Annotated in this window: 18 protein-coding genes; 11 read left to right on the top strand and 7 right to left on the bottom strand. The window is 72.4% G+C overall.

What is annotated here, in order from left to right; genetic code table 11:
- Positions 1 to 41: 41 nt before the first annotated feature.
- Positions 42 to 1,568, top strand: a complete 1,527-nt coding sequence (locus EDD33_RS06250; protein ID WP_211332440.1) for a leucyl aminopeptidase — start codon at positions 42 to 44, stop codon at positions 1,566 to 1,568.
- A gap of 6 nt (positions 1,569 to 1,574) precedes the next feature.
- Here the strand turns inward: EDD33_RS06250 and EDD33_RS06245 are convergent, their stop codons facing one another.
- Positions 1,575 to 1,955 carry a hypothetical protein gene (locus tag EDD33_RS06245; RefSeq protein WP_123389571.1) on the bottom strand — a complete coding sequence of 127 codons (381 nt, stop codon included), beginning with the start codon at positions 1,953 to 1,955 and terminating at the stop codon, positions 1,575 to 1,577.
- A 147-nt stretch (positions 1,956 to 2,102) separates the two neighbouring features.
- Here EDD33_RS06245 and lpdA (EDD33_RS06240) point away from each other — a divergent pair, with 147 nt between their 5' ends.
- Both lpdA (EDD33_RS06240) and sucB read left to right on the top strand, forming a co-directional pair.
- The gene (lpdA, locus tag EDD33_RS06240; RefSeq protein WP_123389570.1) at positions 2,103 to 3,485 is read left to right on the top strand and encodes a dihydrolipoyl dehydrogenase; all 1,383 of its coding nucleotides are present in this window, start codon (positions 2,103 to 2,105) and stop codon (positions 3,483 to 3,485) included.
- Positions 3,486 to 3,550: 65 nt separating this feature from the next.
- Positions 3,551 to 5,431, top strand: coding sequence for a 2-oxoglutarate dehydrogenase, E2 component, dihydrolipoamide succinyltransferase (gene sucB / locus EDD33_RS06235; protein WP_123389569.1), 1,881 nt, complete (start codon positions 3,551 to 3,553; stop codon positions 5,429 to 5,431).
- Between the two features lie 131 nt (positions 5,432 to 5,562).
- Here the strand turns inward: sucB and EDD33_RS06230 are convergent, their stop codons facing one another.
- Complete coding sequence (locus EDD33_RS06230; protein WP_170169715.1) at positions 5,563 to 6,510, bottom strand: type IV toxin-antitoxin system AbiEi family antitoxin domain-containing protein; 948 nt, start codon at positions 6,508 to 6,510, stop codon at positions 5,563 to 5,565.
- Positions 6,511 to 6,722: 212 nt separating this feature from the next.
- Complete coding sequence (gene lpdA, locus EDD33_RS06225) at positions 6,723 to 8,114, bottom strand: dihydrolipoyl dehydrogenase (protein ID WP_123389567.1); 1,392 nt, start codon at positions 8,112 to 8,114, stop codon at positions 6,723 to 6,725.
- An 89-nt stretch (positions 8,115 to 8,203) separates the two neighbouring features.
- Here lpdA (EDD33_RS06225) and EDD33_RS06220 point away from each other — a divergent pair, with 89 nt between their 5' ends.
- Complete coding sequence (locus EDD33_RS06220; protein ID WP_123389566.1) at positions 8,204 to 9,097, top strand: TIGR01777 family oxidoreductase; 894 nt, start codon at positions 8,204 to 8,206, stop codon at positions 9,095 to 9,097.
- Between the two features lie 7 nt (positions 9,098 to 9,104).
- Here the strand turns inward: EDD33_RS06220 and EDD33_RS06215 are convergent, their stop codons facing one another.
- Positions 9,105 to 9,623 (bottom strand): hypothetical protein, encoded by a 519-nt coding sequence (locus EDD33_RS06215; RefSeq protein ID WP_148076952.1) that lies wholly within the window; start codon positions 9,621 to 9,623, stop codon positions 9,105 to 9,107.
- Between the two features lie 82 nt (positions 9,624 to 9,705).
- Here EDD33_RS06215 and lipB point away from each other — a divergent pair, with 82 nt between their 5' ends.
- From lipB to EDD33_RS06185, 6 genes are all read left to right on the top strand, one after another.
- Complete coding sequence (gene lipB / locus EDD33_RS06210) at positions 9,706 to 10,488, top strand: lipoyl(octanoyl) transferase LipB (protein ID WP_246003387.1); 783 nt, start codon at positions 9,706 to 9,708, stop codon at positions 10,486 to 10,488.
- 62 nt (positions 10,489 to 10,550) lie between these two features.
- On the top strand, positions 10,551 to 11,489 hold the full coding sequence (locus tag EDD33_RS06205; protein ID WP_123389563.1) for an ABC transporter ATP-binding protein: 939 nt from the start codon (positions 10,551 to 10,553) through the stop codon (positions 11,487 to 11,489).
- Positions 11,486 to 12,457 (top strand): hypothetical protein, encoded by a 972-nt coding sequence (locus EDD33_RS06200; protein WP_123389562.1) that lies wholly within the window; start codon positions 11,486 to 11,488, stop codon positions 12,455 to 12,457. Before EDD33_RS06205 ends, EDD33_RS06200 begins: the two co-directional genes overlap by 4 nt.
- A 57-nt stretch (positions 12,458 to 12,514) precedes the next feature.
- On the top strand, positions 12,515 to 13,450 hold the full coding sequence (gene lipA, locus EDD33_RS06195; RefSeq protein ID WP_123389561.1) for a lipoyl synthase: 936 nt from the start codon (positions 12,515 to 12,517) through the stop codon (positions 13,448 to 13,450).
- A 64-nt stretch (positions 13,451 to 13,514) separates the two neighbouring features.
- Positions 13,515 to 14,240 (top strand): DUF4191 domain-containing protein, encoded by a 726-nt coding sequence (locus EDD33_RS06190; protein ID WP_123389560.1) that lies wholly within the window; start codon positions 13,515 to 13,517, stop codon positions 14,238 to 14,240.
- Between the two features lie 42 nt (positions 14,241 to 14,282).
- Positions 14,283 to 14,804: a hypothetical protein gene (locus tag EDD33_RS06185; RefSeq protein WP_123389559.1), complete on the top strand. Its 522-nt coding sequence runs from the start codon at positions 14,283 to 14,285 to the stop codon at positions 14,802 to 14,804.
- Between the two features lie 9 nt (positions 14,805 to 14,813).
- Here EDD33_RS06185 and EDD33_RS06180 read toward each other — a convergent pair whose 3' ends face one another.
- Positions 14,814 to 15,200 carry an RDD family protein gene (locus EDD33_RS06180; protein WP_123389558.1) on the bottom strand — a complete coding sequence of 129 codons (387 nt, stop codon included), beginning with the start codon at positions 15,198 to 15,200 and terminating at the stop codon, positions 14,814 to 14,816.
- Positions 15,201 to 15,379: 179 nt separating this feature from the next.
- Here EDD33_RS06180 and glnA point away from each other — a divergent pair, with 179 nt between their 5' ends.
- Positions 15,380 to 16,798, top strand: a complete 1,419-nt coding sequence (gene glnA, locus EDD33_RS06175; RefSeq protein ID WP_123389557.1) for a type I glutamate--ammonia ligase — start codon at positions 15,380 to 15,382, stop codon at positions 16,796 to 16,798.
- 223 nt (positions 16,799 to 17,021) lie between these two features.
- On the opposite strand, the gene EDD33_RS06170 is transcribed toward glnA, so the two are convergent.
- Positions 17,022 to 17,303 (bottom strand): DUF4287 domain-containing protein, encoded by a 282-nt coding sequence (locus EDD33_RS06170; protein WP_123389556.1) that lies wholly within the window; start codon positions 17,301 to 17,303, stop codon positions 17,022 to 17,024.
- Positions 17,304 to 17,380: 77 nt separating this feature from the next.
- Complete coding sequence (locus tag EDD33_RS06165) at positions 17,381 to 18,631, bottom strand: FAD-dependent oxidoreductase (protein ID WP_123389555.1); 1,251 nt, start codon at positions 18,629 to 18,631, stop codon at positions 17,381 to 17,383.
- Positions 18,632 to 18,708: the final 77 nt, after the last annotated feature.

Raw genomic sequence — 18,708 nt, 5'->3', positions numbered from 1 at the left:
CAAGTTACCGCAGCGCGGGAGCCGCACCGGCTGCCCCTACGATGCCCAGGGTGACGACGTACACGCTGCGCAAGGGAAGTCCCGCCAAGACCCGGACCGACGTGGTCGTCATCGGGGCGGTGCGCTCCCCGGGTGGCGACGTCGCGGTCGCCCCGGGCGGCGAGGACGTCGCCGCGGCGTACGGCCGCCGCTTCAAGCCGCTGCTCAGCTCGATGGCCTTCCGCGGCGACGTGGGCGAGACGCTGCGGGTGCCGAGCCCCGACGGCGTCCGCGCCGGGCAGCTGCTGCTGGTGGGCCTGGGGGCTGCGGACGCCGTCGACGCCCACGTCGTACGCCGAGCCGCGGGGACCGCCGCCCGCTCGCTGGGCAACGCCGCCTCCGTGGCGCTCGCGCTGCCCGCCGACGACGCCTCGCTCGTGGCCGCCGCGGCCGAGGGCTTCACCTCCGGGCTCTACTCCTTCACCACCTACAAGTCCGGCGGGGAGCCGTCCTCGGTCTCCGAGGTGCTGCTGCTCAGCCCGCTCGCCCGCGACGAGGACGTCCTCGCCGCACTGGAGCGGGCCCGCACCGTCGCCGAGCACGTCGACCACGCCCGCGACTGGGTCAACACCCCGCCCAACGACCTCTACCCCGAGTCGTTCGCGCAGCGGGTCGTCGACCTCATCGGCGCCCGCAAGGGCAAGGGGCCCAAGGTCGAGGTCGAGGTGCTCGGGCCCGACGAGCTCGCCGAGCTGGGCTGCGGCGGCATCCTCGGCGTCGGCCAGGGATCGCACCGGCCACCGCGGCTGGTGCGGCTCACCTGGGCGCCGCCCGGCGCGACCCACCACGTGGCCCTGGTCGGCAAGGGCATCACCTACGACTCCGGCGGCCTCACCATCAAGTCCGGCGCCGGCATGGCGACGATGAAGAACGACATGGGCGGGGCCGCGGCCGTCATCGCCGCCACGCTGGCGATCGGCGCGCTCGGGCTGCCGGTCGCCGTCACGGCGTACGCCCCGATGGCCGAGAACATGCCCGGCGGCGGCGCGATGCGCCCCGGCGACGTGCTGACGATGCGCGACGGGCAGACCGTCGAGGTCACCAACACCGACGCCGAGGGGCGGCTGGTGATGGCCGACGCGCTGGCGCTGGCGGTGGAGCAGTCCCCCGACGTGCTGCTCGACGTCGCCACCCTGACCGGCGGGTGCGTGGTCGCGCTGGGCGAGAAGGTGGCGGGCCTGATGGGCGACGACGCCACCACCGCGGCCCTCGCCGAGGCGGCCGGTCGCAGCGGCGAGAAGCTGTGGCGGCTCCCGATCCCCGAGGAGTCGCGCAAGGCCGTCGTCGACACCGAGATCGCCGACGTGCTGCAGGCCAACTGGGTGCGCTGGGGCGGCACGCTGTACGCCGCGGCGTTCCTCGAGCGGTTCACCGGCGAGGTCGCCTGGGCGCACCTCGACATCGCGGGCCCGGCCTGGAACGGCGGCGGTGCCTCGGGGCACGTGCCGACGGGAGCGACCGGCTACGCCGTCACCACGCTCGTGGAGTACGCCGCCGGGCTGGTGCCCGCGGAGCCGTCGACCGACTGAGCGGGCTCAGCGACCGGCGTCGTCGTCCTGCACGTCGCGGCGCAGCAGGTCCTTGCGGGCCTGGGACTGGCGGTGGTTCCACTCGCGCATCCGCTGCGGGATGCCGACCAGCCCCGCGTCGTACGACGGGACGCCGTGGCGGTTGCAGAAGTCGTGCGCCCAGCGCACGCTCGGCACGCGCCGACGGGTCCACTCCCCGTCGTGGGCCACGAGGAGGAGGGTCACGTCCGTGACCGTGGTGCGGGGCTCGACGAAGCCCTCCACGCCGCGGCGGGCCGCGATGAACTCGCGCAGGTGCTGCTCGTCGGCGGAGTCGGAGGCACGCACCACCGGGCCGTCACCGGAGACCCGGCGCCGGCCACGTCGGAAGCGGTCGCGCAACCCCATGCCGCACAGTGTGCGGCATCGCCGGTGACCGCGCGGGCAGACGGCGCGACTGGGGGCCGGGGGCTACCGACGGGTCACCAGGGCTCCTCCACGTCGTCGGGGCGAGGTGGTTGGATGGACGCGGACATGCGACAGGGGAGGTTGGACGTGCCAGACGGCTCGGGTGAGTTCGACGTCGTCGTGCTCGGCGCTGGTTCGGGCGGCTACGCGTGCGCGCTGCGCGCGGCCCAGCTCGGCCTGAGCGTCGCCCTGGTCGAGAAGGACAAGGTCGGCGGCACCTGCCTGCACGTCGGCTGCATCCCCACCAAGGCGCTGCTCCACGCGGCCGAGGTCGCCGACTCCGCCCGTGGCTCCGAGCAGTTCGGCGTCCGCGCCACGCTCGAGAGCATCGACATGGCCGGCGTCAACGCCTACAAGGACGGCGTCGTGTCCCGGCTGCACCAGGGTCTCACCGGCCTGGTGTCCAGCCGCGGCATCACGGTCGTCCAGGGCACCGGGCGGCTCACCGGTCCGCGCACGGTCGAGGTCGACGGAGCGTCGTACTCCGGGAGGAGCGTGGTGCTCGCCTCCGGCTCCTTCTCCCGCACCCTGCCCGGCGTGGAGGCCGACGGCACCCGCGTGCTGACCTCCGAGCAGGCGCTCGGGCTGACCGAGGTGCCTCGCTCCGTGGTCGTGCTCGGCGGCGGCGTGATCGGCGTGGAGTTCGCCAGTGTGTGGCGCTCCTTCGGCGCCGAGGTCACCGTCCTCGAGGCGCTCCCCCACCTCGTGCCGAGCGAGGACGAGCAGTCCTCCAAGGCGCTCGAGCGGGCCTTCCGCAAGCGCGGCATCCGCTTCCACCTCGGCACCCGCGTCGAGTCGGTCGAGGCGACCGACGCCGGCGTGCTCGTCACCGTCGAGGGCGGCGCGACCCACGAGGCCGACCTGCTGCTGGTCGCGGTGGGCCGCGGCCCGGTCACCGACGGCCTGGGGTACGCCGAGCAGGGCGTCACCCTCGAGCGTGGCTTCGTCGTCACCGACGAGCGTTGCCGCACCTCCGTCGAGGGGGTGTACGCCGTCGGCGACATCGTCCCCGGCCTGCAGCTCGCCCACCGCGGCTTCGCCCAGGGTGTCCTGGTCGCCGAGCAGATCGCCGGGCTCGACCCGCGACCGGTCGAGGAGTCGACCATCCCGCGGGTGACCTACTCCGAGCCCGAGGTCGCCTCCGTCGGTCTCACCGAGGCGCAGGCGCGCGAGCGCCACGGTGACGAGGTCGAGACGCTGACCTACGACCTCGCCGGCAACGGCAAGAGCCAGATCCTCAGGACCCAGGGCTTCGTGAAGCTCGTGCGCCGCACGGACGGCCCCGTCCTCGGCGTCCACCTCGTCGGCTCCCGCGTCGGCGAGCTGATCGGGGAGGCGCAGCTGATCGTCGGCTGGGACGCCCACCCCGAGGACGTCGCTCCCTTCCTGCACGCCCACCCGACCCAGGACGAGGCGCTCGGCGAGGCCCACCTGGCCCTCGCGGGCAAGCCGTTGCACGCCCACTCCTGACCTGATAGCCCTGAACCACCCCGCCCGTCCCGCACCCCGTTTCGCACCACGAGCAAAGGAACCCGATGTCGACTCCCGTGAACCTCCCCGCACTGGGCGAGTCCGTCACCGAAGGCACGATCACCCGCTGGCTGAAGTCGGTCGGTGACGCCGTCGAGGTCGACGAGCCGTTGCTCGAGGTCTCGACCGACAAGGTCGACACCGAGATCCCCTCCCCCGTCGCCGGCACGCTGCTGGAGATCAAGGCCGAGGAGGACGAGACCGTCGAGGTCGGCGCCGAGCTGTGCGTCGTCGGCGACGAGGGCGAGGGCGGCGGGGACGAGTCCGGTGCCGCCGAGCCCGAGGCCCAGCCGAAGGACGAGGCCGAGTCGGAGAAGAAGGCGGAGCAGGAGGAGGAGCACGCCGCGGAGACCGGCGAGCTCCCCGACGGCGACGAGACCCCCGAGTCCGAGAAGGAGAGCGCCCCGGCCACCGAGGAGCCCGCGGCCGAGCAGGCCGCCTCCGACGACGAGCCGGCGAAGAAGAAGTCGAGCGGTGGTGGCGGCACCCCCGTCACGCTCCCCGCGCTGGGCGAGTCGGTCACCGAGGGCACCGTCACCCGCTGGCTGAAGTCGGTCGGCGACGAGGTCGCGGTCGACGAGCCGCTGCTCGAGGTCTCCACCGACAAGGTCGACACCGAGATCCCCTCCCCCGTGGCGGGCACGCTCCAGTCGATCAGCGTCGAGGAGGACGAGACCGTCGAGGTCGGCGCCGAGCTCTGCGTGGTCGGCGACGGCGCCGCGTCGTCCGCCTCCGACGACGAGCCGGAGCCCGAGCCGGAGAAGAAGCCCGAGCCCGCGGCCGAGAAGGAGCCGGAGCCGGAGGAGCCCGCCGCCGAGCCCGAGCCGGAGAAGCGCGAGGACCCGGTCAAGGCCGAGCCCGCCGCCGAGCAGGCGCCGGCGCCCACCAAGCAGGACAAGCAGGAGCAGCCGTCGGGCGGCTCGTCGTCGGGCGGCTCGTCGTCGGGGGGACAGTCCTCCTCCGAGGGCGGCACCTACGTCACCCCGCTGGTGCGCAAGATGGCCGCGGAGCACGGCGTCGACCTCGCCTCCATCACCGGCACCGGCGTGGGTGGTCGGATCCGCAAGCAGGACGTCCTCGCGGCGGCGGAGTCGGCCAAGCAGGCCAGCTCGGCCCCGGCGGAGGAGCCGGCCGCCGAGTCGGCCCCGGCCGCCTCGGAGTCGACCCCCAGCCCGCTGCGCGGCAAGACCGAGAAGGTCTCGCGGCTGCGCAAGGTGATCGCCACCCGGATGCGCGAGTCGCTCCAGACCTCCGCACAGCTGACCCAGGTCGTCGAGGTCGACGTCACCAACATCGCGCGGCTGCGTGACAAGGAGAAGGCCGACTTCCTCGCCCGCGAGGGCGTCAAGCTGTCCTACCTGCCGTTCTTCGCCAAGGCGGCGGTCGACGCGCTCAAGTCCCACCCCGCGCTCAACGCGACCTTCGACCTCGAGGCCGGCGAGGTGACCTACCACGACAGCGAGAACATCGCCTTCGCGGTGGACACCGAGAAGGGCCTGCTGACCCCCGTGGTCAAGGACGCCGGCGACCTCTCCATCGCCGGTCTGGCGAAGAAGATCGCCGACGTCGCGCAGCGCACCCGCACCAACAAGATCGGCCCCGACGACCTGTCGGGCGGCACCTTCACGATCACCAACCTCGGCAGCGTGGGCGCGCTGTGGGACACCCCGATCATCAACAAGCCGCAGGTCGCGATCCTCGGGCCCGGCACCGTCGTCAAGCGTGCGGTCGTCATCGACGACCCGAACCTGGGCGAGACGATCGCGGTGCGCCACATGGTCTACCTCGCGCTGACCTACGACCACCAGCTGGTCGACGGCGCCGACGCGGGCCGCTTCCTGCAGGACGTCAAGGGTCGCCTCGAGGGTGCCAAGTTCGACGTCTGACCCTGCTCGCCACGCCCGGGTCCGTCCGGATTCCCAGGTGATGAACCCGAACTGCCTCTGTGCACACATCACGTCGTGTGCACAGAGGCGGTTCTGCGTGCGAGGAGACCGCCTGCTCCGGCGTACGGCGCTCAGGCGGCCAGGCGGTTCAGGACGGCGCGCACCCGCGCCGCTGTCCGCGCAGGGTCCTGCAGGTCGGCCCAGACCAGGCGGATGAAGCGGTAGCCGGTCAGCTCCCGCACCAGGTCCTCGCGCTGCTTCTCCCGGAACACCGCGTCTCCGGGCAGCTCCCACGCCCGGAGGTAGCGGCCGTACTTGACCCGGCCGTCGAACTCGCCGAAGACACGGTGCTCGTGCCACGCGAAGTCGACCCGCGCCACCTCCCGGCCGGTCGCGTCCCGCACCGCGTGCTGACGGTCCGGGCGGGGAACGCCGTGGCGCCAGAAGAGGTACGCCGCGCGCGTCTCGCCCGGCGACTCGGAGCGGCCGTCCATGTGGTGCAGCACGACGTGGATCTTCTGGGCACCCGGTCGGTGGGTCATGCTCGCGAACGTGCGACGCAGCTCGTCCGGGTCGGTCATCGCCAGGTGCAGGGCGGAGTCGGCCGAGACCAGGGCCGACTCGAGACCGGTCACGGTCGCGGTCTCGACGACCGAGCGCGCGACCCCGAACACCGGCAGCTCGTCCGCGAGGACCACCTCGCTGGCGCTGCACGAGGCCACGTGGTGGACCACGTCCTTCTCGCGCCGAGCGGCCCCGGCGTCGAGCCGCGTCACGTGCACCCGCGAGAGGTCGGCGCCCCAGGTCGCCACGCCGTGGGCCAGCAGCGCCGTCGTGTGGCTGAGCACCACCGGCCCCGGTGTCGTCCGCAGCACGGCACGGGCCAGCAGCAGGTGGCGCTCCTCGGGCGAACCAGCCGCCCAGGTGTCACCGAAGCAGTAGGCGCCGTGCCGGACGCGGTGCCAGGTGCCGGCGCGCACCCGCCGGGCGATGGTCTTGTCGTCGTAGCCGCACTCCAGCGCCTCGCGGCGCAGGAACACTCCGTCGGTCTCCGCGATCACACGCAAGGGGTCGTCCATGGGGCGACGGTCTGTCGACAGCACGCGGGCGACCACCCACCGGTGCCGATCTGTGGACAGCCGTCCCCGCGAGCACGCCTGTGGAGGCGAGGTGGCGCCCGGCGTACCCCACACAGCGAACTGCCTCCTCGCACACGACGCAACGTGTGTGAGGAGGCAGCTCGGGTTCATCACCTGGGAAACCGGTCGCACCGGCCCACGAGACGGACCACCTACATGTGGATCATGTGCCCGGCGATCCCCTCGACGGCCTCCTTGACGGCCTCGGAGAGGGTCGGGTGGGCGAAGACGTTGCGGGCGACCTCGTCGGCGGTGAGGTCCCACTTCTGGGCCAGCGTCAGCGCCGGCAGCAGCTCGGTGACGTCGGGGCCGATGAGGTGGGCGCCGATGATCTCGTGGTGGGCGGCGTCGGCGACGATCTTGACGAAGCCGACCGCGTCGCCGAGGCCCTTGGCCTTGCCGTTGGCCGAGAACGGGAACTTGGCGACCTTGACGTCGTAGCCCTTCTCCTTGGCCTGCGCCTCGGAGTAGCCGAAGGAGGCGATCTGCGGCTGGCAGTACGTCGCCCGCGGGATCATGTCGAAGTCGATCTCGATGGTCTCGTGGTCCGCGATCGTCTCGGCGGTGACGATGCCCATCGCCTCGGCGGTGTGGGCGAGCATCAGCTTGCCGGTGACGTCGCCGATCGCCCAGACGCCGTCGACGTTGGTGCGGCCGCGGGCGTCGACCTCGATCGCGCCGCGCTCGGTGGTCTTCACGCCGGTCTGGTCGAGCCCGTAGCCGTCGAGACGGGGCGCGAAGCCGATCGCCTGGAGGACCTTGTCGGTCTCGATGACCTCCTCCTTGCCGTCCTTGGAGACGGTGACCTTGACCCCGGAGCCGGTGTCCTCGATCTTCTCGACCTTGGTCTTGAGCAGGACCTTCACGCCGAGCTTCTTGTAGTGCTTGGCCAGCTCCTTGGAGATCTCGGCGTCCTCGGTGGGCACCATCCGGTCGAGGAACTCCACGATGGTGACGTCGACGCCGAAGTTCTTCATCACGTAGGCGAACTCGACACCGATGGCGCCGGAGCCCGCGATCACGACCGAGCCGGGGAGCTGGTCGTCGAGGATCTGCTCCTCGTAGGTCACGACGTTCTCGCTGAGCGAGGTGCCGGGGACCAGGCGGGTGGTGGCGCCGGTCGCGATGATGACGTTGTCGGCGGTGACGGTGCGCTTCGACCCGTCGTCCAGCTCGACCTCGATCGTCTTGGCGTCGGTGAACGTCCCCCAGCCGTGGATCTCCTCGATCTTGTTCTTCTTCATGAGGAAGTGCACGCCCTTGACGATGGACTCCGAGACCTCGCGCGAGCGCGCGTGCGTCGGCTTGTAGTCCATCGAGACGTCGCCGGTGATGCCGAAGACGTCCTTCTCGTGGGTCAGGATGTGGGAGAGCTCGGCGTTGCGGAGCAGCGCCTTGGAGGGGATGCAGCCGACGTTGAGGCACACCCCGCCCCAGTACTGCTTCTCGATCACGCCGACCTTGAGGCCGAGCTGCGAGGCGCGGATGGCGGCCACGTAGCCACCGGGGCCCGCACCGAGGACGACGACATCGAAATCACTCACGCGCCCGAGCCTATTGCGTCGGGGTCTGTGCAGGGCAAGTGGTGCGGTCCGGTCGGGCGTGCCGACCACCTCGGTGGGACGCTGGGCCCATGCGCTTCCTGATCGCGGGCTCCTCCGGCTTCCTCGGCACCCAGCTGCGTGAGCAGCTGGTCGCCACCGGCCACGACGTCACCTCCCTCGTACGCCGCGCCCCGGGCAGCCAGGAGCTCCGCTGGGACCCGTACGCCGCCCCGCTGGGCGTCGAGGTGGTCGAGGACCACGACGTGGTGGTCAACCTGGCCGGCTCCCCGCTGGTCGGCAACCCCCACTCGAGCCGCTGGGCGCGGGAGCTGATGAACAGCCGGATCACCACCACCTCGGTGCTGGCCGACGCCGTCGCCGCCTCGTCGAGCAAGCCGGTGTTCCTGGCCGGCAACGGCATCAGCTTCTACGGCGACCACGGCGCCGAGCCGCTGACCGAGCAGGCCGGGTCCCGCGGCGACGCCCTGCTCACCCGCGTCTCGCGCGCCTGGGAGGCCGCCGCCGCGCCCGCGTCGCAGGCCGGCGCCCGCGTCGTGGTGCTCCGCACCTCCCCCGTCTTCGACCGCCGCTCGATGCCGCTCAAGGGGCTGCGGCTGCTCTTCGCCGCCGGCCTGGGCGGGAAGCTCGGTGACGGCACCCAGCACATGCCGGTGATGAGCGCCCGCGACTGGGTCGACGCCGTGATCCACACCGCCGAGCACGAGGTCGAGGGCCCGGTGAATCTCTGCTCCGAGGTCACCCCGACCAACGCCGAGTTCACCGAGGCGCTGGGCTCGCTGCTGCACCGCCCGGCCGTCGTGCCCGCCCCCGCCGTGGTGCTCCGCAAGGCAGGCGGCGAGCTGGGCGGCCTGGTGCTCGACTCGGTCAACGCCGTGCCCGAGGCGTTGAGGTCGAGCGGCTACACCTGGCACGACCCGGACGTCCGCGCGGTCCTGGCCGAGGGCCTCTCCCCCAGTCGCTGACCCGCCGCTAGTCCACGGCGGTCGACCGGCCCACCCGCCAGCCGTCGTCGCGGCGCACGAGCTCGACCCGACGGGTGACCACCGGGCCGCTGCGCAGCGCCCGCACCCGCCCCCTCGCGACGAGCTCGCCACCGGCGACCCGGTCGACCACGCGCAGCCGCCACCGACGGGGCGCTGCTCCGACGACGTCGACGGCGAAGACCTGGGTGGTGAGCCGGCGCACCCGGACGCCGCGGGCGGCGTACTCCCCCAGCAGGCGTACGTCGGACCGCCCGGCCCGCGACCCGGGCACGTAGAGCCGCCGCAGCGCCTCGGCGTCCCCCGCAGCCCACGCCGCCGCCCGCCGCCGGTCCCACGCCCGCAGCACCGCGCGTGGCCCCGCCTCCGACCGCGGGGACGGCGAGACCGCCGCCGCCCGGACCGTCGGCGCCGTCGGGGCCGGTGAGGGCGGCTCCCGCCCCGTCCACACCGCCAGCGCGACCAGCGCCACGCACAGCCCGAGACCCACCGCCCGCCACACCGCCATGGGCCCAGGCTGCCCGCTCCGGCGCCCCCGTGGGCGGTCGTCCACAGGCGGATCCCGCCGCGGGGCGAGATACCGTGGCCGGGTGGCCGAGCTGCTGTTCCAGGACCTGACCGCCGCGCCCGTGGACTACCTCGAGGCGTGGGAGCGGCAGCGAGCCGTGCACGCCGAGGTCGTCGCCGGTGCCCCCGGCACGACGCTGCTGCTCGAGCACCCGGCCGTCTACACCGCCGGCAAGCGCACCGAGCCCCACGAGCGGCCCACCGACCTCTCCACCGCCACCGGCGAGCCCGTGCAGGTCGTCGACGTCGACCGCGGCGGCAAGATCACCTTCCACGGCCCCGGCCAGCTGGTCGGCTACCCGATCGTGCGGCTGCCCGACCACGTCCTGGTCGTCGACTACGTGCGCCGCGTCGAGGAGGCGCTGATCCTGGTCTGCGCCGACCTGGGCGTCACCACCGCCCGCGTGCCGGGCCGGAGCGGCGTGTGGCTCCGGGCGACGCCGGGCACCGACGCTGGCCCCGGCCGGCCCGAGCGCAAGATCGCGGCGCTCGGCATCCGCGTGGCCCGCGGCGTCACCATGCACGGCTTCTCGCTCAACTGCGACGTCGACCTGGCGTGGTACGACCGGTTCGTGCCCTGCGGCATCGACGACGCCGGCGTCACCACGCTCAGCCAGGAGCTCGGCCGGCGGGTCACCGTCACCGAGGTGCTCCCGCTGGTGCGGGCACGGCTGAGCGAGCTGCTCGCCTGGGAGCCGTACGCCGCGACGCCCGACTACGACCCCCGGCCCGAGCCGGGCCGCCGGCCTGCCGTGGCGAGCACGCACGCGGACCTGCGTGTCCCCGTGCTCAATCCGCGGGGCTGACCGACCGCTGCGCCATGCTGGACCGGTCCAGGACCGGGCGGCCGACGAGGGGTGCACGTCGCATGAGCGAGCTCGTGATCGAGACGAGCGACCTGCGCAAGGTCTACCGCTCCGGCCTCCGTCGCCACGCCGCGCTCGACGGGCTCGACCTGGCCGTCCCCGCAGGCGGTGTCCACGGCTTCCTCGGCCCCAACGGCTCGGGCAAGACCACGACGCTGCGGCTGCTGTTGGGCCTGGCCCGGCCCACGAGCGGGCAGATGCGGCTCTTCGGCACCGACGTGCCGGCGGGACTGCCGGACGTGCTGGGCCGGGTCGGCGCGGTCGTCGAGGCGCCCCACTTCGTGCCCACGCTCTCGGGCCGCAAGAACCTCGGCCTGCTTGCCCGCACCGTCGGCGCCCCGCGCGGCGCGGTCGAGGCGGCACTGGACCAGGTCGGGCTCGAACGCCGCGACCGCACGTCGTACGCCGCCTACTCCGGCGGCATGCGCCAGCGCCTGGCCATCGCCTCGGCGCTGCTCAAGGACCCCGACCTGCTGATCCTCGACGAGCCCACCAACGGCCTCGACCCGGCGGGCATCAGCTCGATCCGCGACCTGGTGCGCACCCTCGGCGACTCCGGCGTCACGGTGCTGCTGAGCTCACACATCCTGGCCGAGGTGCAGCAGGTCTGCCACTCCGTCTCGATCGTGGGCCGCGGCCGGCTGCTCGCCTCCGGGCCGGTGCAGGACCTGCTGGGCGACGCGGTCTCGCGCACCCGCCTCGTCGTCGCCGACCCGCGGGGCGCGCAGCACTTCCTCGAGACCGCGGGCCACACCGTCACCCGCGACGGCGCGGCCCTGCTGGTCGAGGGCCACGGCGACCCGGCCCGGCTGACCCGGCTGCTGGCCGAGCGCGGGCTGTTCGTCAGCGAGCTGACCGAGGTGCGGCCGACGCTGGAGTCGTTCTTCCTGGGCCTGACCGGTCGTCGTGACGCGCGGCCCGACCAGGGGGCAGCCTCGTGACGCGCCTGCTGCTGGTCGAGCTGAGCCGGTTCCGCACCCGCCGCAGCATCGCGCTGCTGGTGCTCGGCACCGTCCTGGCGGCGGCCCTGGTGGCCGGCCTCACGGCCTACCAGACGCGGCCGCTGACCCAGGACGAGCGCGTCGACGCGCAGGCGCAGGTCGACCTGGCGGGCCGCGACCCGCAGGTCCGCGCCGAGGTCCGGGCCTGCCGCGAGGCGCCCACCGACTACCTCGGCCCGGAGGCGGAGCCGGCCGACTGCACCTCGGCGCTGCTGCCCGCCGCGGACAGCTTCTACCCCCGCGAGGCGATGGACCCCGCCGTCGTGCGCGAAGGACGCGGCGTGCAGGTCGGGCTGCTGGTCGCCGGCTTGCTCATCGTCGCCGGCAGCACCTTCGCCGGCGGCGACTGGGGCTCGGGCTCGATGGCCACCCAGCTGCTCTTCGAGGGCCGTCGGCGCCGGGTCTGGCTGGCCAAGGCGGGCGCGGTGGTGCTCGGCTGCGCCGCGACCGCGCTCGTGGCGCTGGCTGCGTTCTGGGCCGTGCTGCTGCTCGTCGCCCGCGCACGGGGCGTCGAGGTGAGCGGCGGGGAGCTGAGCGACGTCGCGCTCCAGGTCGGCCGCGGGGTCGCGCTGAGCGCCGCCGCGGGCCTCGGCGCCTTCGCCCTCACCATGGTCTTCCGGCACACCGTGGCCACCCTCGCACTGCTGTTCGTGTACGCCGTGGGCGGCGAGGTCGCGGTCAGCCTGCTGCCCGTCGACGGCGCCGGCCGCTGGGCCGTCGGCACCAACGCGGTCGGCTGGCTGCGCACCGACCACACCTACGACGACCCCTCGGCCACCTGCTCGCTGCTGGGTCGCTGCTCGCAGCTGCAGGTGCTGACCCACACCGAGGCGGTGCTGTTCCTGGGCGCGCTGCTGGCGCTCGCCTGCGTCGTCTCGCTGGCGTGGTTCTCGCGTCGCGACATGTGAGCGGCACGCACGACCGCCGGCTCGGGGAGACCTGCGTCACCGACGTACGCTTGAGCGGTGACCCAGGTAGCAAGTGAAGGCCGCAAGCTCCTCCGACTCGAGGCCCGCAACGCCGAGACCCCCATCGAGCGCAAGCCCGAGTGGATCAAGACGCGCGCCAAGATGGGCCCGCAGTACACCGAGCTGCAGAAGCTCGTGAAGTCCGAGGGCCTGCACACCGTGTGCCAGGAAGCCGGCTGTCCCAACATCTACGAGTGCTGGGAGGACCGCGAGGCGACCTTCCTCATCGGCGGCGACCAGTGCACCCGCCGCTGCGACTTCTGCCAGATCGACACCGGCAAGCCGCAGCCGCTCGACCGCGACGAGCCCCGCCGCGTCGCCGAGTCCGTCCAGACGATGGGCCTGCGCTACGCCACCATCACCGGCGTCGCCCGTGACGACCTGCCCGACGGCGGCGCCTGGCTGTACGCCGAGACGGTGAAGCAGATCCACGAGCTGAACCCCGGCACCGGCGTGGAGAACCTCATCCCCGACTTCAACGGCAAGCCCGACCTGCTGCGCGAGGTCTTCGAGAGCCGCCCCGAGGTGCTCGCCCACAACGTCGAGACGGTGCCGCGGATCTTCAAGCGGATCCGCCCGGCGTTCACCTACGAGCGGTCGCTCGACGTGATCACCCAGGCCCGCGAGTTCGGCCTGGTGACCAAGTCCAACCTGATCCTCGGCATGGGCGAGACCCGCGAGGAGATCCACCAGGCGCTGGTCGACCTCCACGGCGCGGGCTGCGAGCTGATCACCATCACGCAGTACCTCCGCCCCTCGCCGCGCCACCACCCCGTGGAGCGGTGGGTCAAGCCCGAGGAGTTCGTCGAGATGACGACCGAGGCCGAGGAGATAGGCTTTGCCGGCGTGCTGAGCGGTCCGCTCGTGCGGTCCTCCTACCGCGCCGGGCGTCTCTACAAGCAGGCGATCGAGGCGCGCGAGACCGCGTCCTGACCCTCCCCGGTCCCGTCTGAGAGACTGGGTGACGGCCCACCCGAACCACCCGAAGGCATCACCCATGGCGACGAAGCTCGAGAAGCAGCCCAAGGCGAAGAAGGTCAAGGACCCCTCCAAGCCCGGTCGGATCGCACAGATCCGGCAGAGCTACACCATGACCAAGAAGTCCGATCCGAAGATCGGACTGATTCTGCTGGGCACCTTCCTGCTCGCGGGCCTCGCCGGCTTCGCGCTGATGCTGCTGATCTTCCGCACGCTCTGGTTCCCGATCCTGATCGGCGTGCTCGTCGGCCTGTTCGCGGTGCTGGTGGTCTTCGGCCGCCGCGCCGCCACCGCGGCGTACAAGCAGATCGAGGGGCGTCCCGGCGCCGCCGCCGCCGCGCTGCAGCAGCTGCGCCGCGGCTGGAAGACCGACCCCGCCGTGGCGGTCAACAAGCAGCAGGACATCGTCACGCGCGTCGTGGGCCGTCCCGGCATCGTGCTGATCGGCGAGGGCAACCCGACCCGCCTCAAGGGCCTGCTCGCCTCGGAGCGTCGTCGCCACGAGCGGGTCGCGCGCGAGGTGCCGATCCACGAGCTGGTCGTGGGCCGTGAGCCCGGCCAGGTGCCGCTGCCCAAGCTGACCAAGACGGTCCAGAAGCTCGGCAAGGAGGTCAAGCCCGCGCAGCTGACCGACGTGCTCGCGCGCATCAAGGCCATCGACGCCCACCGCTCGGCCGTGCCGATGCCCAAGGGCCCGATCCCGACCTCGATGAAGGGCCAGCGCGGCAACCTGCGCGGTCGCTGAACCACTGGCGCGACCCGATGGTCGCTCCGTAGCCTCGCCCGCGTGGAGGTCGTCTTCGAGCGGGTCGAGGGTCGCCGCTACCGCGTGGGCGTACGTCGCTCCGGGCGCCACGACACCGGCCCCGACGTGCCGCCCCGAGTGGGCGTCGGCGCCCCGGTGGGCGACGTGCCGCACGACCTCGTCCACCTCGCGATCGAGGAGGCGCTGGGGCTCCGTCTCGGCATCTTCGGCCAGGTCGCGGCCGGTGGCGACCTGGGTGGCTTCTTCACCCCGCCCCCGGCCGAGCGCAACCCCGTCCGCGACCAACGTCGCTCGCGGCGGCTCTCGCGCGCCGGTGCGGCCGACGCCTCGCGCTCGGAATCGCTGGCGGCGTGCGTCGACCACGAGGGACGGCTCGACCCCGACCGGGCATCGGCGTACGCCACTCCGCGCGAGGTGGAGCGGGTGCAGCGGCGGCTGGGCGAGCTGGTCGAGCGGTGGCGGGTCACTCCCCCGGGCGGCGAGCTCGTCGTCACCTGGCCCGAGCACCTCACGGTGCGGCGGGGTGTGCTGCCACCCGCCTGAGGAGGCGGGTCAGGCGGCTCGGCGGGCGCTGCGGGCGTCGTACGCCGCGGACCGGGTCCACAGGTCGTGCAGCCCCCGACCGGTGGCCGACTGGAAGATGATCGGCGGCACCACCAGGCAGATCAGGACGGTGCGGAGCAGGGTGGGGATGAAGGGCAGCAGCCGACCGTCCTCGCGCAGCACGCGCACGCCGGTGCAGATCTGTCCGAACGAACCGCCGACCAACGCGGTCAGCAGCGTCACCTGCACCGCGAACACACCGAGGACCCACCAGCCCGACGACGGGTCGTCGAGGTAGCGGGCGAAGCCCACGAGCCCCACGACGGCGAGGATCGAGGCGATCCAGTCGATGGCGAGGGCGAGGATGCGCCGTCCCCAGGAGGCGTACTCAGGCACGCGCCGAGCCTAGCCAGGAGGGGGTGGTGGACGACCGCTGGGTGACCGTCGTGTTACGTGCCCGAAACAATGTGGATACGGTCGTGCAACGGCCCGTACGTAGTTTCGCGTGGTCGCGTCAGCTCGCTGACGTCACGCTCACCATTTCCCGGCGGTCGCACGGCGGCCAAGGAGGACGAATGTTCAACAACAGCGAAGAGCTGCTGAAGTACGTCAAGGACGAGGGCGTCGAGATGGTCGACGTCCGTTTCTGCGACCTTCCCGGTGTGATGCAGCACTTCACCGTGCCGGTCTCGTCGTTCGACCAGTCGGTGTTCGACGACGGCCTGAGCTTCGACGGGTCCTCGATCCGTGGCTTCCAGGCGATCCACGAGTCCGACATGTCGCTGTTCCCGGACCCCACCACGGCCTACATCGACCCCTTCCGCACCGCCAAGACCCTGGTCGTGAACTTCTTCATCCACGACCCGATCACCGGTGAGGCCTACTCCCGCGACCCGCGCAACATCGCGCGCAAGGCGATGGCGTTCCTGCAGAGCACCGGCGTCGGCGACACCGCCTACTTCGCTCCCGAGGCCGAGTTCTACGTCTTCGACAGCGTCCGCTTCGAGACCAAGGCCAACACCGGCTTCTACGAGATCGACTCCGAGGCCGGCGCCTGGAACTCGGGCTCCGAGGACAACAACCGCGGCTACAAGGTGAAGTACAAGGGCGGCTACTTCCCCGTCGCGCCGTACGACCACTTCGGTGAGCTGCGCGACGAGATGGTCATCGAGCTGGAGAAGTCCGGCCTCACCGTCGAGCGCGCCCACCACGAGGTCGGCACCGCCGGCCAGGCCGAGATCAACTACAAGTTCGACGAGCTGCTCAAGGCCGCCGACGACGTCATGAAGTTCAAGTACCTCGTGAAGAACGTCGCCTGGCGCAACGGCAAGACCGCGACCTTCATGCCCAAGCCGATCTTCGGCGACAACGGCTCCGGCATGCACGTCCACCAGTCGATCTGGAACAACGGCGAGCCGCTGTTCTACGACGAGACCGGGTACGCCGGCCTCTCCGACATGGCGCGCTACTACATCGGCGGCATCCTCAAGCACGCCCCGTCGCTGCTGGCGTTCACCAACCCGACGGTGAACTCCTACCACCGACTGGTGCCCGGCTTCGAGGCCCCGATCTCGCTGGTCTACAGCCAGCGCAACCGCTCGGCCTGCGTGCGCATCCCGATCACCGGTGCCAACCCCAAGGCCAAGCGCATCGAGTTCCGCTGCCCCGACCCGTCGGCCAACCCCTACCTCGCCTTCTCGGCGCTGCTGCTGGCCGGCCTCGACGGCATCAAGAACAAGATCGAGCCCGCCGACCCGATCGACAAGGACATCTACGAGCTGCCGCCGGACGAGATGGCCGAGATCGACCAGGTCCCGACCTCGCTCAACGCGGTGCTCGACAACCTCGAGCGCGACCACGAGTTCCTCACCGAGGGCAACGTGTTCACCCCCGACCTGATCGAGACCTGGATCGACTTCAAGCGTCAGCAGGAGATCCTCCCCGTGCAGCTGCGTCCGCACCCGCACGAGTTCGAGCTCTACTACGACATCTGATCCACCCCTCGACGGGCTCGACCGGTACGCCGGTCGGGCCCGTCGTCACCCTTGCCGTCGGTCGCCTCGTGCGGCCCCGCACGACACCCCCGGACGACTCCGCTGCAGTCGGTCGGGGGTGTTGTGCGTCCAGGACCGACAGGTGGGTCATACCCGCGACACCCCGCCCACTGTGACGAAGGTGCACAGCGCCGCGATTGCCGCGCCGCGCGGCCGACCAGGACTAGCGTGCAGCGATCCCGTCCAACCGCAGCACCGCCGACTCGTCCCGGTGCACGCCGGAGCTGCCGACGTGCTTGTCGCTGATGCCGGGGCCGTTCTTGATGACGTGGACCAGCGCCATGCCGTACCCCCGACCGAGGTCGAAGTCGTCTTTGAGCCAGGCCAGGATGTCGCCGGCCTTGGTGTCGGCGCCGAAGCCGCGCGCGTGAGCGAGGTCGACGAGCTCCTGCGGGGTCCTGCCGGTCTTCTTCTCCGCGTTGTCGAGGTAGGCCTGGAAGGACATCGGGTGCTCCCGGAGTCGACGGATCGTGGGTGTCACTGCTCCGACCGCTTCCGGTCGGGAGACTCATCGCCGGCAAGTCACCGACGGGTCGACGTACGCCGCGCCCAGCTCGGAGCGCGTTCGGGGCGCGGCCCGATGCCGACGACTGCGGCCGGCACCGCCGTGAGCGCCGGGACGCGTCGCAGCAGACCGAGCAGGCGCGGCGGCGGCGCGGCGACGCGGCCCTCGAGGACAGGGGTGATGACACCGCGGTGGAGCAGGCGTTGCACCCCCTGGACCACGGCGGTGGGCATCGCGCGGCGGCGGCGTACGCGGGCGAGGACGTCCTCACCGCGCCCGTCGTGCAGCTCACCGCGACGCAGGGGCCCGGCGAGGATGCGGGCAGCGGCGACGGCGTCCTGCACCGCCAGGTTGATCCCCACTCCCCCCATCGGGGACATGGCGTGGGCGGCGTCACCGATGCACAGGGCTCCCGGGACGTGCCACCGCCTCAGCCGGTCGAGCCGCACGTCGAGGTGCTTGACCTCGTCCATCGACGCGATGCCCCCGACGTCTCCGGCCACCTCCGGGACGACCGCGGCCACCTCGGCACGCAGCGCCTCGACACCGCGCGCCCGCAGCTCGGCATCCGTCCCCTTCCACCCCAGGTAGGCCACCTGCAGGTAGCCCCGGCGTGGGATGGCGACCATCAGCCGACCCCGGGTCAACCGCGGCAGCAGGGACTCCCCCACCGGACTGCTCGTCGGCACGCGGAACCACCACGCGTCGAAGTCGACCGGGAACGCACGGGCGGGGAGCCGGAGCTCTCGGCGGACCACCGACCAGCGCCCGTCGCAGGCGACGACGAGGTCCGCCAGCAGCCGGCCCTCACCGTGCGGCGTCCGGTAGTCGACCCCGACCACCCGGCCGCCGTCGCGGACCACCCCTGTGACCTCGTGCTCGGTCCGCAGCGTGTAGGCCGCCTCGCGACGCCCCGCGGTGGCGAGCAGGTCGAGCAGGTCCCACTGCGGGACCATCGCGATGTAGGGGTGCCGCAGCCGGAGCCGACCGAAGTCGGCGAACACCACGTCGTCCCCGTCCGGCGACGGGAAGGCGACGTGCGTCAGGTGCGACTGGGGCAGGGCGTCGAACTCCTCGAACAGCCCCAGGTCGTCGAGCAGGCCGAGCGTCGTGGGGTGCACGGTGTCGCCGCGGAAGTCGCGCAGGAAGTCGGCGTGCTTCTCCAGCACGGTCACCTCGACCCCGGCCCGGGCGAGCAGCAGCGCGAGGACCATCCCGGCCGGCCCGCCACCCACCACCACGCACGCGATGCGCTCGGACTCCGACATCCCGCCACGCTCGGACCGGACGCAGCCGATGTCAAGGCTCGCCGACGGAGCGGACCGGCTCCTCAGCCGGTGGGGAC

The sequence above is a fragment of the Nocardioides aurantiacus genome (genome assembly GCF_003752505.1).
GTDB classification, from domain to species: Bacteria; Actinomycetota; Actinomycetes; order Propionibacteriales; family Nocardioidaceae; genus Marmoricola; species Marmoricola aurantiacus.
The sequence above is the reverse complement of the archived record's forward strand: the minus strand, read 5'-3'. Positions and strand labels throughout refer to the sequence as shown.